The organism is Sinomicrobium pectinilyticum, assembly GCF_003725735.1.
GTDB lineage: Bacteria > Bacteroidota > Bacteroidia > Flavobacteriales > Flavobacteriaceae > Sinomicrobium > Sinomicrobium pectinilyticum.
Window position 1 is genome coordinate 24,521 of sequence record NZ_RJTM01000028.1, and the last position, 14,827, is coordinate 39,347.

General features: G+C 45.7%; 12 protein-coding genes. 8 read left to right on the forward strand and 4 right to left on the reverse strand.

All coding sequences use genetic code 11. The features are described from left to right. Positions 1–32: 32 nt before the first annotated feature. The 3 genes from ED312_RS05045 to ED312_RS23690 form a co-directional block, all read right to left on the reverse strand. A complete protein-coding gene (locus ED312_RS05045) occupies positions 33–662 on the reverse strand; it encodes a hypothetical protein (RefSeq protein WP_123214922.1) in 630 nt (209 codons plus the stop codon). A gap of 131 nt (positions 663–793) precedes the next feature. After that, positions 794–2,494 carry a M23 family metallopeptidase gene (locus ED312_RS05050; protein WP_123214923.1) on the reverse strand — a complete coding sequence of 567 codons (1,701 nt, stop codon included), beginning with the start codon at positions 2,492–2,494 and terminating at the stop codon, positions 794–796. A 61-nt stretch (positions 2,495–2,555) separates the two neighbouring features. Next, positions 2,556–2,726 (reverse strand): hypothetical protein, encoded by a 171-nt coding sequence (locus tag ED312_RS23690; RefSeq protein ID WP_170164445.1) that lies wholly within the window; start codon positions 2,724–2,726, stop codon positions 2,556–2,558. 21 nt (positions 2,727–2,747) lie between these two features. On the opposite strand from ED312_RS23690, the gene bshC reads away from it, so the two are divergent. Further along, positions 2,748–4,349, forward strand: coding sequence for a bacillithiol biosynthesis cysteine-adding enzyme BshC (bshC, locus tag ED312_RS05055; protein ID WP_123214924.1), 1,602 nt, complete (start codon positions 2,748–2,750; stop codon positions 4,347–4,349). A 5-nt stretch (positions 4,350–4,354) separates the two neighbouring features. Here the strand turns inward: bshC and ED312_RS05060 are convergent, their stop codons facing one another. Further along, positions 4,355–4,894, reverse strand: a complete 540-nt coding sequence (locus tag ED312_RS05060) for a pyridoxamine 5'-phosphate oxidase family protein (protein WP_170164446.1) — start codon at positions 4,892–4,894, stop codon at positions 4,355–4,357. A gap of 469 nt (positions 4,895–5,363) precedes the next feature. Between ED312_RS05060 and ED312_RS05070 the strand changes: the two genes are divergently transcribed. From ED312_RS05070 to ED312_RS05100, 7 genes are all read left to right on the forward strand, one after another. Beyond that, positions 5,364–6,737 (forward strand): pyridoxal phosphate-dependent decarboxylase family protein, encoded by a 1,374-nt coding sequence (locus tag ED312_RS05070; RefSeq protein ID WP_123214927.1) that lies wholly within the window; start codon positions 5,364–5,366, stop codon positions 6,735–6,737. A 95-nt stretch (positions 6,738–6,832) separates the two neighbouring features. Next, positions 6,833–8,362, forward strand: a complete 1,530-nt coding sequence (guaA, locus tag ED312_RS05075) for a glutamine-hydrolyzing GMP synthase (protein WP_123214928.1) — start codon at positions 6,833–6,835, stop codon at positions 8,360–8,362. A gap of 137 nt (positions 8,363–8,499) precedes the next feature. Continuing rightward, positions 8,500–10,392, forward strand: a complete 1,893-nt coding sequence (locus tag ED312_RS05080) for a PBP1 and LysM peptidoglycan-binding domain-containing protein (protein ID WP_123214929.1) — start codon at positions 8,500–8,502, stop codon at positions 10,390–10,392. Continuing rightward, entirely contained in the window at positions 10,389–10,790 is a 402-nt protein-coding gene (locus ED312_RS05085; RefSeq protein ID WP_123214930.1) for an OsmC family protein, read from the forward strand. The genes ED312_RS05080 and ED312_RS05085 overlap by 4 nt, the downstream gene beginning before the upstream one ends. Positions 10,791–11,184: 394 nt before the next feature. Continuing rightward, complete coding sequence (locus ED312_RS05090; RefSeq protein ID WP_123214931.1) at positions 11,185–13,449, forward strand: aconitate hydratase; 2,265 nt, start codon at positions 11,185–11,187, stop codon at positions 13,447–13,449. A 121-nt stretch (positions 13,450–13,570) separates the two neighbouring features. Beyond that, positions 13,571–14,122: a TlpA family protein disulfide reductase gene (locus tag ED312_RS05095; protein ID WP_123214932.1), complete on the forward strand. Its 552-nt coding sequence runs from the start codon at positions 13,571–13,573 to the stop codon at positions 14,120–14,122. 37 nt (positions 14,123–14,159) lie between these two features. After that, positions 14,160–14,720: a TlpA family protein disulfide reductase gene (locus ED312_RS05100; RefSeq protein ID WP_170164447.1), complete on the forward strand. Its 561-nt coding sequence runs from the start codon at positions 14,160–14,162 to the stop codon at positions 14,718–14,720. The last annotated feature ends 107 nt before the right edge of the window (positions 14,721–14,827 follow it).

The window sequence follows — 14,827 nt, forward strand, 5'->3', positions numbered from 1 at the left end:
TTTATTATTTATTTACATCCTGGTGAATATCACTATTTATCGTAAGGGAATTTCCTCGAAGCTTTTTTCATAATAGATTCTATGATGTCCTGCGTGTTTTTCCCGGATTTTCGCGTGATGGTTTTTTCGAATTTCCATAGTAATTTTCCCGTTTTTCCGTCACTGAGTTTTATGGCGATCCTGCCGTAATCGCTTTTACCGCTGATTATATCAAAAAGGCTCGGGCTTTCCACGCCTTTGGATATTAATTTGCGCAGCGTGAGGTTGCCGCTTATGATACCGTCAACACCCAGTATTTCCGACAATTCTTCTGAAGTATGAATGTCAAGGTTGTTAATGGAGATATTATTCTTATTGAGAATGGCGTTGGTGTTTTTGATATTCTGGAAGTTTACGCGAAACCCCTTTCGGCTTTTCTTTTTGGAAAAATAGCTTTCCAGGGCATTCTGCACCGCATATCCTTCTTTGGCCTCAAGTTTTTCCAGTTCCTCTTTTGAGAGACTTTCCATGTGTTCCAGTTCCAGGGTGGCCAGGAAAGGAAGGATAGCCAGGGTTTTGTGGTCTTTCGTCAATTCGTCAAATTTCTGACTCTCGTAAATAGTCTTTTGAGCCAGGACAGGGACCGAGCATATGACAAATAATAAAAACAGTGCTTTTTTCACTCCTAATATTTTTAAATGACTGACTCAATGTATGCCGCAAAACCGCGAAGGTATGCGGTCGTGCGGGACTTTTCCATGTGTTCGCCTCGTTGTTTGGGGTACGGGGTAACGGCGGTGCAAAGTTACTGTTTTTACTTTGTTGCCCTGTAAAATGTAGCGTTAAATGTGCTGCTGTTCCCTACGTTGTCCGTAACAGAAAGTTCCAGCTGATGTTTACTCTCGTTAAAGCGTATATCATTAAAATCATAGGTCAGGGTATTGTTCTTAGGTTCATATTCCATCAATATCCACCTGCCGTTTATCGTGGCCCGATAGGAAGCTATGCCGCTAAGATCGTCCGAGATTTTTACTTTCAGATAATGATAATTGGAAAGCCACTGGCCTTCTTTAAAATTGATCGGGGTTATTTTTGGGGCTGTGGTATCTTTTTCCAGTGTAAAAGTGCCGAGATTCCGGGTGTGTGTGGAAAATATGTCACCTCTTTTGTATGTGGTTTCATAGGAAGGCCGTTTCCTGCGATCGAGGTACGCGATAAAAAGTTGTTTCCGTTCTTCCTGGGGATAGTCGGAAACATCAAACGACAAAGTAAAATTCCTTTGGACAGGAACTTCGTCATTATGAACTTCATAAGTCCCGTTCCCGTTATCCCTCAGGTCAAAATAGAGGTCGTCGTAAAACGTATATGAAGGAAAAAATACGGTAATGTCGCCGGCAGCATATATATTGTCCCTGTTGGTGCGCAGGTAGTTCCGGGTGATCTTTTTTTCTTCTTTATGTACAATCTCCTGCTTCTTGCCTGTTACCGGGATTTGCAGGACGCTTTTGTTTCCGTCGAAGTCGCTCACTTCTATGATTACATTGTAGTCCGAATTGTCTTTTATGTCGATAATCCCTTCGTTGAGCCTTTTTCCATAAATACTCAGGTTATTTCCGGGAGTTATAAAACATTTTTGTATTCGCTGCCTTTCGCGGACATAATGGCCGTAATCGATCAGTGTATTTATACCTCTGCTTTCGGCAAAGGAAAAGGTTTCAAAATTGTAGTAGAGTTGTGTTGTTCCGTTAACGGACATCTGCATGGCATAGGCGCCGTTTTTGTTATAGGCAAGGTCCTGCCTGTCGTAAGCGCGGATACCGAACCCGATTGGCCCATAGGCATCGATTTTGCCAGCCAGCAGTGTACCGTCTGCCTGACGGGTAAATGGTATGGGGAGCGGCTCCCCCGACCGGTTTACCTGCGAACTGTCACTTAGCGGATATGCATAGAGTTCCTGTATCTCGGGAGGTTGGGAGTCTTTTACCGGGAGGCCGAAAAACAAGGGGTTTATAGGTTTCTCCGTTTTCGTATCCCGTATTTCAAAATGCAGGTGCGGACCGCCGCTGCCCCCGGTATTTCCTGTGTAGGCGATAACATCTCCTTTTTCTACCGGTAATTCTGCGGATGCCGGAAAAAGCTCTATGTCAAAAGCTTCCTCACGGTATTGCCTTTCTTTAATGTAAGCCTCTATTTCCGGGGCGAATTTCTGTAAATGAGCATATACCGACGTATAGCCGTTGGGGTGGGTAATATAGAGGGCCTTACCGTATCCCCAGGGAGAAATCTTTATCCGTGATATGTACCCTCCGGCCGTGGCATAGGCTTTTAATCCCTCCCGTTGCTGTGTTTTTATATCAGTGCCGGAATGAAAGTGATTGGAACGCAGTTCGCCAAAAGTGCCGGAAAGCAGGAGCGGAATGTCCAGCGGAGCACGAAAATAGTCTTTAGGATAAGTTGCCTGCCCGGAAACGGTGATGAATGTCAGGGAAGCAAAAAGGATGTGGAGTAAACGCATGAATCTTTTCAGTTATGTGGCGCTAAAATAAAGAATAAGTATTTACGAGGCAAAGGGCCCGTCACATGAAGTTCCGGTGTGTAGCCGGACGGTCTCCTTTCACGGCACCTTCCGCGATAAGCAGCGTTGGTCCGGGCTTTATGCGCAGTATCTTCCCCGGGGTAACAAGAGAGGGAGACATCTTAACGTAATTTTTAGAAACCGTACCGCAAAGAATTTTATCTTTACCCATTCAAAAATTCGTATTTAAACTATGCCCGCAGAGTGTCTTTCATTCAGGAAAACCGGATATTTTTCTAAACTGATATGCGATTATACGGAAAAAAACCAGGCTCTGACGCCTTTTTATAACCGTTTTCCGGAAATCAAAGCGTTCCGTGACCAGATCGAAGAAAAACATGTTTCTTTTTCCGCCGGAACACGGCGTGTGCTGGTTGAAGCTTTGGAAAGACAGTATGAAGGGGTAGATTCGTCAAGGGAGACCTTGTTTAACCTGCAGGCACTGTCCTCTGATAATACATTTACCGTCACCACAGGTCACCAGTTAAACCTGTTTACCGGCCCGGCCTATTTTATATACAAGATCATTACCACAATAAATCTGGCGGGGGCATTAAAAACCGAATATCCGGACTATCATTTTGTACCGGTGTACTGGATGGCGACGGAAGACCATGATTTCGAAGAGATCAACCATTTCAATTTGCACGGCAAAAACTTTCGCTGGAACAGATCGTCCGGAGGGGCAGTAGGTACATTTTCCACAGATGGGCTGGAAGAAGTATTCCGGCTGTTTGCCGCAGAACTAGGACCGGGAGAGCATGCGGAATATCTGAAAGACCTGTTTCGGCAGGCTTACCTGGAACATACCGGCCTGGCCGAAGCCACCAGGTTTCTGGTGAACAGGCTTTTCGGTGAATACGGGCTTGTTATTATAGACGGAAATGACCCGGCGCTTAAAAAGCTGTTTGTCCCGTATGCGGAAAATGACTTGTTTAAGAACACGGCCTATAACAGTGTCTCCGAAACTTCCGAAGCTCTCAAAAAAGCGGACGGTGATTACGGATTGCAGGTGAACCCCCGCGAGATCAATCTTTTTTATCTGGAGGAAGGCCTGAGGGAACGCATAGAGAAAAACGGGGATATATATACTGTACACGGTACGGATATAAAGTGGGGGAAAGACGAACTGCTGGAACATCTCCGCAACATGCCGCAGAAATTCTCCCCGAATGTTTTGCTCCGTCCGTTGTACCAGGAGGTGATACTGCCCAATCTTTGTTATATAGGTGGTGGCGGGGAAATAGCCTACTGGTTACAGTTAAAAGGCTTTTTTGAAGAGGAAAAAATACCCTTTCCCGTGTTGCTGGTGCGCAATTCCGTGCTGTTAATAGATGCTGTACAACAGGGAAAACTGGAAAAACTGAATATTACCCCGGCCACATTATTTCTGAAGCGGGATGCTTTTATCAATAAAAAGGTCCGTGAGATCAGTGATATCGATATCGATTTTTCGCCGCAAAAGAAATATCTTCAGGAGCAGTTCAAAGGCATGTATGAACTTGCTGCAAAAACCGACAAAACTTTTCTGAATGCGGTCAGAGCCCAGGAAGAAAAGCAGCTTAAAGGTTTGGAAAAACTGGAAAAACGTCTGTTAAAGGCACAAAAACGCAAATTATCGGACCAGGTGGTCCGGATGACCGATATACAGAACGAATTGTTTCCCGGGCAGTCCCTGCAGGAAAGGACCACAAACTTTTCGCAGTTTTATCTGGAATACGGCAGGAAACTTATTCCCGGGCTCATCCGGGAATTAAAACCACTTGAAGGAGATTTCTGCGTACTGACTTTCTGAAGGGGTCAAGGTACAAGATAGCAGCTGTCCCATGAATCGCCGTTCCGGGAAAACAATATCCGGAGATGGTTTATTTTTTGCAGTTTTACGTATTCTATCTTTTCCGGGACCAGTTTCAATACGGTAAAATAATGAATGTTTTCCTGGTGTCCCACTTCCGAAGGGTCCTGGATTATGGTCCCCGGAGGTAATTCGGTGATGTAGTCTTTCCTGGATCTCGGTTTGATCCGGTTCCAGAGTTCCAGTACGGTCTCTTCGTCTTTTTCTACCCTTACATTGGCGGTCATAGTCACCTGAATAAACTTTGAAGAATTAAAAAAAAGGAGGCTTACTTCGCTGTTTTCGCGGATATGCATCATTTTTTTGGAGCGGCTGTCCGTATATGCCGTGAGCGTAAAGTCGTCTGCCACATCACGAAGTACCAGTATACGTTGTCTTATATGGCCATGCAAACCACAGGTGGCCATAGAAAAATAACGAAACCGGTGCTTTGGTTTACCGATAGCTTTTCTAAGGTCGTTTTTTATGGAATCCAGAATATTCATAAGGTTGGAGTATGTTAAGAGCATTAATTTACGATATCTTTTTCATTTTTCATAATAACCTGTGTTTTCATATGGATACAGGACAAACACATTATATATGGGAGGAAAGGTAATTAGTAATCCGTTAGCGGTGATAGTGTTACAGTTCGGGGTTGAGGAGTCCCGATATATCGGGATGGAGTTGGAGGTGTTATTTTTTTGTTACAAGTTGCAGGTTGCAGGTCTCATTCAGGTCCCTGAGTCCTTCGATAAACTCAGGATACCCGCCTGCCGGACAGGCAGGAACTAAGGCTGAAGGGCGGCAGGTTGCGGGCTTACAGTTTAATTTATAGGCCAAACCTACAACCTGGAATTCTAAACCTGTAACATTGCAATCATAGTTTTTTGAATGCGTTTGCCCTGCATATTCATATTTTACAATTCAGTACTAAAGGGCCAATATGTATCTTTGTGTAAAAAGAAACCGAATATGCACAATATAGACATGGACGTGGTGGAAATGACACTGGACGTCATGAAGTATGCCATAAGCAGGATCACCCAGACGTCTCCGGAACTGGGGCACCCGAAAAAAGAAGAAGAGCTTCGCAGGCTGGTGGGAGAAACGGTTACCCCCGAAGGAATAGGAGGAGAAAAAGCTTTCCGGTTGTTCCGGGATGTGCTGGTAAAAGCAACGGTACCCATTGATCACCCGAGGCATCTCGCTTTTGTGCCCGCTTCGCCTACCCGTGCTGCCGTGATGTTCGACCTGGTTACTTCGGCCTCAAGCATCCACGGAGCTTACTGGATGGAGGGTGCGGGAGGCATTTACTGCGAAAACGAAGCGATGAAGTGGCTGGTGTCTCTTACAGGGCTTCCGGAAGGGGCTTTCGGGGTGTTTACCAGTGGAGGAACTGCCGCTAACCTGTCCGCCATGGTGACTGCCCGTGAAGCCTGGCGATCAGTTTCCGGAGAACACGGAAGGGACAGAGGGTTGGTAATAACCTCCATAGGCGCCCATTCGTCCATTAAAGCCATGGCCAAAGTGATCGATGCCGATGTCCACCTGGTGGATTCGGAAGACAGGCTCACAGGACGGGGCCTGCGGGAAACCATAGGACAACTGTCTCCGGAACAAAGAAACAGGCTGTTTGCGGTGGTCGCTACCGGAGGGACAACCAATGCCGGGATTATCGACGATCTGGAAGGGATAGCTAAGGTATGTGAAAAAGAAAAGTTGTGGTTTCACGTAGATGCCGCTTACGGAGGAGGTGCTCTGGCTGCTGATTCGGTAAGGCATTTGTTCTGTGGGATAGAGAAAGCCGACAGTATTACCATAGACCCGCATAAATGGCTTTTTTCACCATACGATTGCGGTGCGGTGATCTATAAGAACCCGGAGCTTGCCAAACAGGCCCATGCCCAGGAAGGTTCTTACCTGGACATTTTTAAAGATGAAGGGGCGCAGGGTTTTAATCCTGCCGATTACCAGATACAGCTTACAAGGAGGGTCCGGGGGCTGCCTCTTTGGTTTTCTTTGGCGATGCACGGTACCCGGATGTATAAGGAAGCAGTAGAACGGGGAATAGAACTGGCGCAAATAGCCGGAAGGCTTATCGAAGAAGATCCGGACCTGGAACTCGTTCGGGAGCCAAGCCTTTCCTGTGTGCTCTATCGCCGGAAAGGATGGGCACCGGATGATTATACCAACTGGACGTATAAAAATCATAAAGCGGGTCTGGCCCTCGTGACTCCCACCAAATGGAAAAACGGCGATACCTATGAGACTGTTTCCCGTTTTTGTTTCATCAATCCCGATACCACCGAGGAAGATATAAAAATGATCCTGGATACGATGAAATAGCCTGCAATAAGAGGCTTTGATCGCTTGTGGATAATTAAAACAGCGGAAATTGGGATTTGAGATTTGATTTTTGATATTTAGTAGTATTTTTGCGCATGCAACACGACGTACTTATTTTAGATTTCGGTTCGCAGTATACACAACTCATCGCTCGAAGGGTTCGCGAGCTTAATATTTACTGCGAAATTCACCCATTTAATCATTTGCCGGACGATATTTCACGCTATAAGGCAGTAATTCTTTCCGGAAGCCCGTTCTCAGTCAGGGCAGAAAATGCCCCGCATCCGGATTTATCTGCCATAAGGGGAAAAATACCACTATTGGGGGTATGTTACGGGGCACAGTATCTTGCGCATTTCGGAGGCGGCAGCGTAGAACCTTCCAATACCCGCGAATACGGCCGGGCAAATCTGTCCCACATCGTGGAGGGGGAACCTTTCTTCGAAGGGGTGTCGCCGGGAACACAGGTATGGATGAGCCATAGCGATACTATTAAAGCCTTACCCGATAATGCCAGAAAGCTGGCCAGTACTGCCGATGTGGAGAATGCGGCTTACAAGATAGAAGGAGAGACCACTTACGCCATACAATTCCACCCGGAAGTATACCATTCTACAGACGGGAAAAAAATACTCGAGAATTTTCTCGTGAAAATTGCCGGGGTCGCACAGACCTGGACACCGGACAATTTTGTGGACATGACAGTAGATGCTTTAAAAGAACAGCTTGGTAATGACAAGGTCGTACTTGCTTTATCGGGCGGCGTCGATTCTTCCGTAGCGGCCGTATTGCTGCACAAAGCCATAGGAGAAAACCTGCACTGTATCTTTGTCAATAACGGGCTGCTGCGCAAAAACGAATTTGAAAAAGTGCTGGAGCGTTACGAAGGCATGGATTTAAATGTGACCGGTGTGGATGCTTCGGAACGCTTTTTGAGCGCTCTTGCGGGAGTTGAAGATCCGGAGTTGAAGCGAAAAGCTATAGGGCGTACATTTATTGAGGTCTTTGATGATGAAGCCCACAAAATACAGGATGTAAAATGGCTCGGCCAGGGAACGATTTACCCGGATGTCATCGAATCTGTTTCGGTAAACGGCCCGTCTGCCACCATAAAAAGCCATCACAACGTAGGCGGTCTGCCGGATTTTATGAAACTCAAAGTGGTAGAACCTCTTCGTATGCTGTTCAAGGACGAAGTGAGAAGAGTAGGTGCCTCTATGGGGATAGATGCCGGTTTGTTGGGAAGACATCCTTTCCCCGGTCCGGGACTGGCAATCCGCATTCTGGGAGATATCACTGCGGAAAAAGTCCGTATTTTGCAGGAAGTAGATGATATTTTTATCAGTGGTTTAAAGAGTTGGGGGCTTTATGATAAAGTCTGGCAGGCAGGAGCTATACTGCTCCCGGTGAATTCCGTAGGAGTTATGGGAGATGAACGTACCTATGAGAAATGTGTGGCATTGAGGGCTGTAGAGAGTACGGACGGGATGACTGCCGATTGGGTAAACCTGCCTTATGATTTTCTGCAAAAGACCTCTAATGATATAATAAATAGAGTAAAAGGCGTTAATAGAGTAGTATATGATATAAGTTCCAAACCGCCGGCCACTATAGAATGGGAGTAATGTTTGTCTGCAGACCGGCCTTTTGGGAAGGATTACAGAGAAATTTCTAAGAAGAACAGGACCGGGCGTTTCATTGAAATTGCCCGTATCTTTGTTTCCGGAAGGATTCCCGACCCGAATGATTAAAATAAAAATAAATGAACAAATTTGTTGTTTTCTTACTGGTAGCATTCTTTGGTGTTTTTGTACATGCGCAGGACTTTGATACGCATGCCGTAAAAAAAGGAGAAACAGTAACAAGTATAGCCAGGAAATACCAGGTAAGCCCTTCAGATATCATCCGGTTGAATCCGGAAGTGAAAAACGGCCTTGCGGTAAATACCATTTTGATAATCCCCCTGTCCGATAAGGCAAAAACAGACGGGGAGGCCATGACCCAGGAGGTAGTATCCTTTATTACGCACAAGGTAAGGCGCAAAGAAACACTGTTTAGTATAGCACAGCTTTATAATGTCGGAGTGGATGATATAAAGAAATACAACAAAGAACTATACAGCAGGCAGCTCAAAAAAAGAGAAAAGATACGGATACCGAGATTTGAGTACAAGGCGGTAGAGGTCTTTAAAGATTCGGGGCCGGACAAAACGAAAACCTACGTGGTACAGGCAAAGGAAGGCAAGTGGCGGGTAGCTTACAAGCACGGAATCACTATTGAAGAACTGGAAGAACTGAACCCGGGTATCGGAGATGTGCTGCGTGAAGGGCAGGAAGTGCAGGTACCGGACCATCCGGATAATGAAGAAAAGCCCATAGATGATTCGCATAATTATTATGTGGTATTACCGAAAGAAGGGTTTTACAGGCTGAAAGTGAAACTCGGTGTCACCCGGGAAGAACTGGAAGAACTGAATCCCGAATTAAAGGAGGGAGGGCTTAAAGAAGGAATGGTGCTCAAACTGCCCAAATCCATATCTTCCGACCTGGAGATGGAAGACGGGGTGGTTACGGAAAAATTTAACCTGGTAGATAGTATTGATCGCAGGGCACAAACCAGTATAGCCCTGGTGCTTCCTTTTAAATTGAATGAAATAGAGGAAGGGGATAACTTTAAAGAAAAAGTAAAAAGCAGTAAGTTACTGAGCCGTTCTCTCGATTTTTATACCGGAGCCCTTGCCGCGCTGGATTCTGCAAAACAACTTGGTATCTCGGTTGATGTGAGGGTGCTGGACAGCAGGGCGAGTATCACAGGGACGGGCAGGCTGCTTACTGCAAATGATTTTAAGGATGTGGATGCGGTCATAGGACCATTCCTGACCACTCCTTTTAATGAAGTGGCCGGAGGTGTAAGGGGAGTCCCGGTATTTCTGCCTTTCTCCGGGAATGTAAAGCCTCTGAACAACATATTCCAGACGGTTCCGGATGACCAGGTGCTGCGGGACAAAATGATAACCTATATCAAATCACGTGCAGGGGACAAGCAGGTTATAGTTATTGCGGATTCCAAAAATGCAGGTGTGCGCGAAAAACTGCAACAAGAACTGCCGGGGGTAAAAGTACTGAATCCTACCGAAGATAAATTTATCAGGCTTGACGACCTGAAGAACATACTCAGTGAAATAAAAGAGAACTGGGTCATCGTAGAGACCGGGGATATCGTGATGCTGACCAATGTTACCGGCGTGCTGAATTCCGCCAGGTCAGACAAACGCAAAATCACCATGTTTACTACGAAAAAAGGAAATGCCTATGATTCCGAAAGTGTTTCCAATTTTCACCTCGCCAATCTGGATTTTCACTATCCTACCGTGGATAAGGCTTCTTCCGGTGACACTCCTTTTGTAAAAGCTTATGCCGAAAAGTTCGGTATTTCCCCGAACCGTTATGCCGCAAGGGGTTATGACCTGACGCTGGATGTGATCCTCAGGCTTGCTTATGATAAGGATCTTTACGAAACCACTTCGATTATAGGAGAGACTGAATACGTGGAAAACAAATTCAAGTATCACAAAAAGTCCCTGGGCGGATACTACAATAACGGGGCATACATTGTCAAATACACGGATAAACTCGAAATTGAAGAAGTAAAATGACTTCAAAAGTAATTTATAAAGGAGATCTGAGGACCGAATGTGAGCATTTGCAATCGGGAAACATATTTATAACTGATGCCCCTACCGATAATAATGGCAAAGGAGAAGCATTTTCCCCTACCGACACGGTCGCCACGGCGCTGGCCAGTTGCATGCTTACGGTAATGGGGATTAAGGCACGTGAGCTGGAGGTAGACCTCACCGGGACCACGGCAGAGGTTACCAAGACAATGGCTGCCGGACCAAGGCGTATTTCCGCGATAAAAGTGGTTTTTCGTTTTCCGTTGAATCCTGATGATAAAACCAGAAAGATACTGCAAAATACGGCAAACACCTGCCCCGTGCACTACAGCCTGCATCCTGATATAGAAAAAGAGATCGAATTCAACTGGGGGTAAACTGCAGGATAGAAAAGCATCAGGCCCGGGAGTTTCCCGGGTTTTTATATTATTTACATTCGGGTATTACCGCAGGAAAATCCCTTCTTATAGTGCGTAAAAGAAGATTCTCTGTCATAACCGCAATTTCCTGTGCTTAACAATCCCTTAAAATTTCGTTTGATTATTGTCCTATAAATAAAATCGATAGCTCGCTTTTACGGTATGCTTTATGAGTATATTAACAAATTTATATTTTGCTCATGCTGAAAATATCAATTATGTAAAATTCAGGGCGTTTTTGGAAGTTTTATTGTGAATTATGAGGCAAAGAAAAGGAGATATTAAAAACTTTAAAAAGTGTCGGCGATTTCGTATTTTTGCTGGACTTTCAAAATAAAAAACTTTATACACAATGGCTTTTGATATTGATATGATTCAAAAGGTCTACGCTGGAATCGCCGAGCGGGTGGACAAAGCTCGTGAAGTGGTAGGTAAGCCGCTGACCTTATCTGAAAAGATTTTATATGCCCACCTTTGGGATGGTAATCCCACAACGGCATTTAAGAGAGGTGCAGATTATGTGGACTTTGCCCCGGACAGAATAGCCTGCCAGGACGCTACGGCACAGATGGCGTTGTTGCAGTTTATGCGTGCCGGAAGGCCCCAGGTGGCTGTTCCTACTACTGTACACTGTGATCACCTGATCCAGGCCAAGGTAGGTGCGGACAAGGATCTTAAAAGAGCCAATGAAACCAGTAATGAGGTATTTGACTTTCTCGGGTCGGTATCTAACAAATACGGTATAGGCTTCTGGAAGCCGGGTGCCGGTATTATTCACCAGGTAGTGCTTGAAAACTACGCTTTCCCGGGAGGTATGATGATCGGAACGGATTCCCATACGGTAAATGCCGGGGGATTGGGAATGATAGCCATAGGTGTCGGTGGTGCCGATGCGGTGGATGTAATGGCCGGGATGCCATGGGAATTGAAATTCCCGAAACTGATCGGAGTGAAATTAACCGGTAAGCTTTCCGGGTGGACTGCTCCCAAAGATGTTATCCTTAAAGTAGCCGGGATCCTCACTGTAAAAGGAGGTACCGGTGCTATTGTAGAATATTTCGGAGAAGGTGCCAGGGCAATGTCCTGTACCGGTAAAGGTACTATCTGTAATATGGGTGCCGAAGTAGGTGCAACCACTTCTACCTTTGGTTACGACGAATCCATGGACAGGTATCTCCGTTCCACAGGACGTGAAGATGTTGCCGATGCAGCCAATAAAGTAAAAGAGTACCTTACTGCCGATCCGGATGTATATGCAAATCCGGAGCAGTATTTCGATCAGGTTATAGAGATTGATCTTTCCGAGCTGGAGCCCCACCTGAACGGGCCTTTTACTCCGGACCTTGCTACGCCGATATCCAAAATGAAAGAGGCGGCAAAAGAAAACGACTGGCCGCTGAAAGTTGAGTACGGACTAATAGGCTCCTGTACCAACTCTTCTTATGAAGATATTTCAAGGGCGGCATCGCTTGCCAGGCAGGTATCGGATAAGAAGTTAAAGACAAAATCAAACTTCACCATAACTCCAGGATCAGAGCAGGTGCGTTACACTATCGAAAGGGACGGGTTTATCGATACCTTCAACAAAATCGGTGCAACGGTATTCGCCAATGCATGCGGCCCTTGTATAGGTATGTGGGACCGTGCTGGTGCTGAAAAAGAAGAGCGTAATACCATCGTGCATTCCTTTAACAGGAACTTTGCTAAGAGAGCGGATGGTAATCCTAATACCCTCGCTTTTGTGGGGTCTCCCGAATTGGTAACTGCAATCGCTATCTCCGGAAGGCTTGATTTTAATCCTTTGAAAGATAAGCTTATTAACGAAGATGGAGAGGAAGTGATGCTGGATGAGCCAAGAGGGTACGAACTTCCGCCCGAAGGTTTTGCCGTGGAAGATGCAGGATATCAGGCCCCGGCAGAAGACGGAAGCGATGTGGAGGTTGTAGTGTCTCCTACATCGGAGCGTCTACAGCTGTTAACGCCGTTTGAGCCCTGGGACGGGAAAAATATTCTTGGTGCGAAGTTGCTTATCAAGGCTTACGGTAAATGTACCACAGACCATATTTCCATGGCGGGACCATGGTTGCGTTATCGCGGTCACCTCGATAATATATCCAATAACTGTCTTATCGGAGCTGTGAATGCATATAACATGAAGACAAACTTTGTGAAAAACCAGCTTACAGGCGAATATGGAGGGGTGCCGGATACACAAAGAGAGTATAAGGCGGCAGGAATGCCTACGGTAGTAGTTGGCGACCATAACTACGGGGAAGGTTCTTCCCGTGAGCATGCTGCAATGGAGCCCCGTCACCTCGGTGTTAAAGTAGTGCTTGTAAAATCGTTTGCACGTATTCACGAAACTAACCTTAAAAAACAGGGGATGCTTGGTCTTACATTTGCCAATGAGGCAGATTACGACCTGATACAGGAAGACGACACGTTCAACTTTGTGGATCTCGAAGAATTTGCGCCCAATAAGCCTGTAACCATCGAAGTGGTCCACGCTGACGGAAGTAAAGATACCGTTATTGCCAACCATAGCTATAACGAAGGGCAGATAGCCTGGTTTAAGGCAGGTTCCGCATTGAACCTTATTGCTGCCGGGAAGGCTTAAGCGATAAAGTTGAAATATATAATTCCAGAAAAACTCCCGGTTCCGGGAGTTTTTTATTTTTGTAGTGGGAGTTCCCTGAAAGGCAGAACGCCATTGTGATAATCCAAACAAAAGTTCAACTATGAAAAAACGAACGGTTAAAAATGTCCTGCTTATATTGTTGGTGCTGTCTTTCTTCGTTACCCCCCTCGGCTTTGAGAGTAAAGTTCTCCTCAGCCGGGTGTTTGCGCCGAAACCGGAAATTGTGGAACCCCAGGATCGCGAAAAGATTTCCGGATATGACTGGAGGCTGAAGGATGCGGATTGGAAAATATTTAACTTTAATCGGTCCGAGGGACGTGTCGTTTTTGTGAATTTCTGGGCTTCGTGGCGTATTCCTTCCATAGCGGAAAGGAAAAGTATTCAGAAGCTTTACGATACCTATAAGGGCAGGATGGACTTTTATATGATCACAAATGAAAAAAAGGAACCTGTCCTGGAGCTGATGGAGGAGAGGGGATATGCTTTCCCGGTAACCTATCTTATAATAGGTGAAAAAATGCCCCTGGATGCTACAAAAGTACCCTCCGGGTATATTATAGATAAAAACGGATATATAGTGGCAGAGAGCGAAGGAATAGCCGATTGGGACAATGCCGACATAAGGCAGTTGCTCGATACCCTGCTGCAATAATTCCGGATCCGGTGATTGTCTGTTAAGTGCTTGCGTCGTGAAAATCTCAAAAAATCAGATATACAATCTTTCCCTGCTGGTGTTCGCGGTCCTTGTATTATTTACTCCTGTGGGGACGGCCGTAAAAGTGTGGGTCAACCGGCTTGTGGCTGTCAGTCCTTTCCGGACTCCGGAAGAGCATCGGGAGAATATCGGCAGCTATCACTGGGACTTAAGAACACAGGATGGTGGAATTTATGATTTTAGCAATGCCAGGGATAAGGTGGTGCTGATCAATTTCTGGGCTACCTGGTGCCCTCCGTGTATTGCTGAAATGCCTGCCTTGCACCGGCTGTATAAAGATTACGGGAACAAGGTGGTTTTTCTCTTTGTGACCGGTGAAGATCCGGAAACCGTCCGGGAATTCCTTAGGCGGAAAGAATGGGATATCCCGGCTTATTTCCCGCTGACCAGTGCGCCGGAAAAGATATATTCTTCGAGCATTCCGGTAACCTGGGTGCTGAATAAAAAAGGGGATATTGTGATTGGGAAAAAAGGAGTCGCTGCCTGGGACAGTGATGAAGTTCGTGATATATTAGACGTGTTGATTGCCGAATAGGTGTAATGTATTTGCTGTGATCTCTTTTTGTCGGGGCAGAAAGAGAAAATATTATCCGGAACAGCTGATTATTGTGGAGTATAAGGAAGATTGAAATGTCTGAAAAA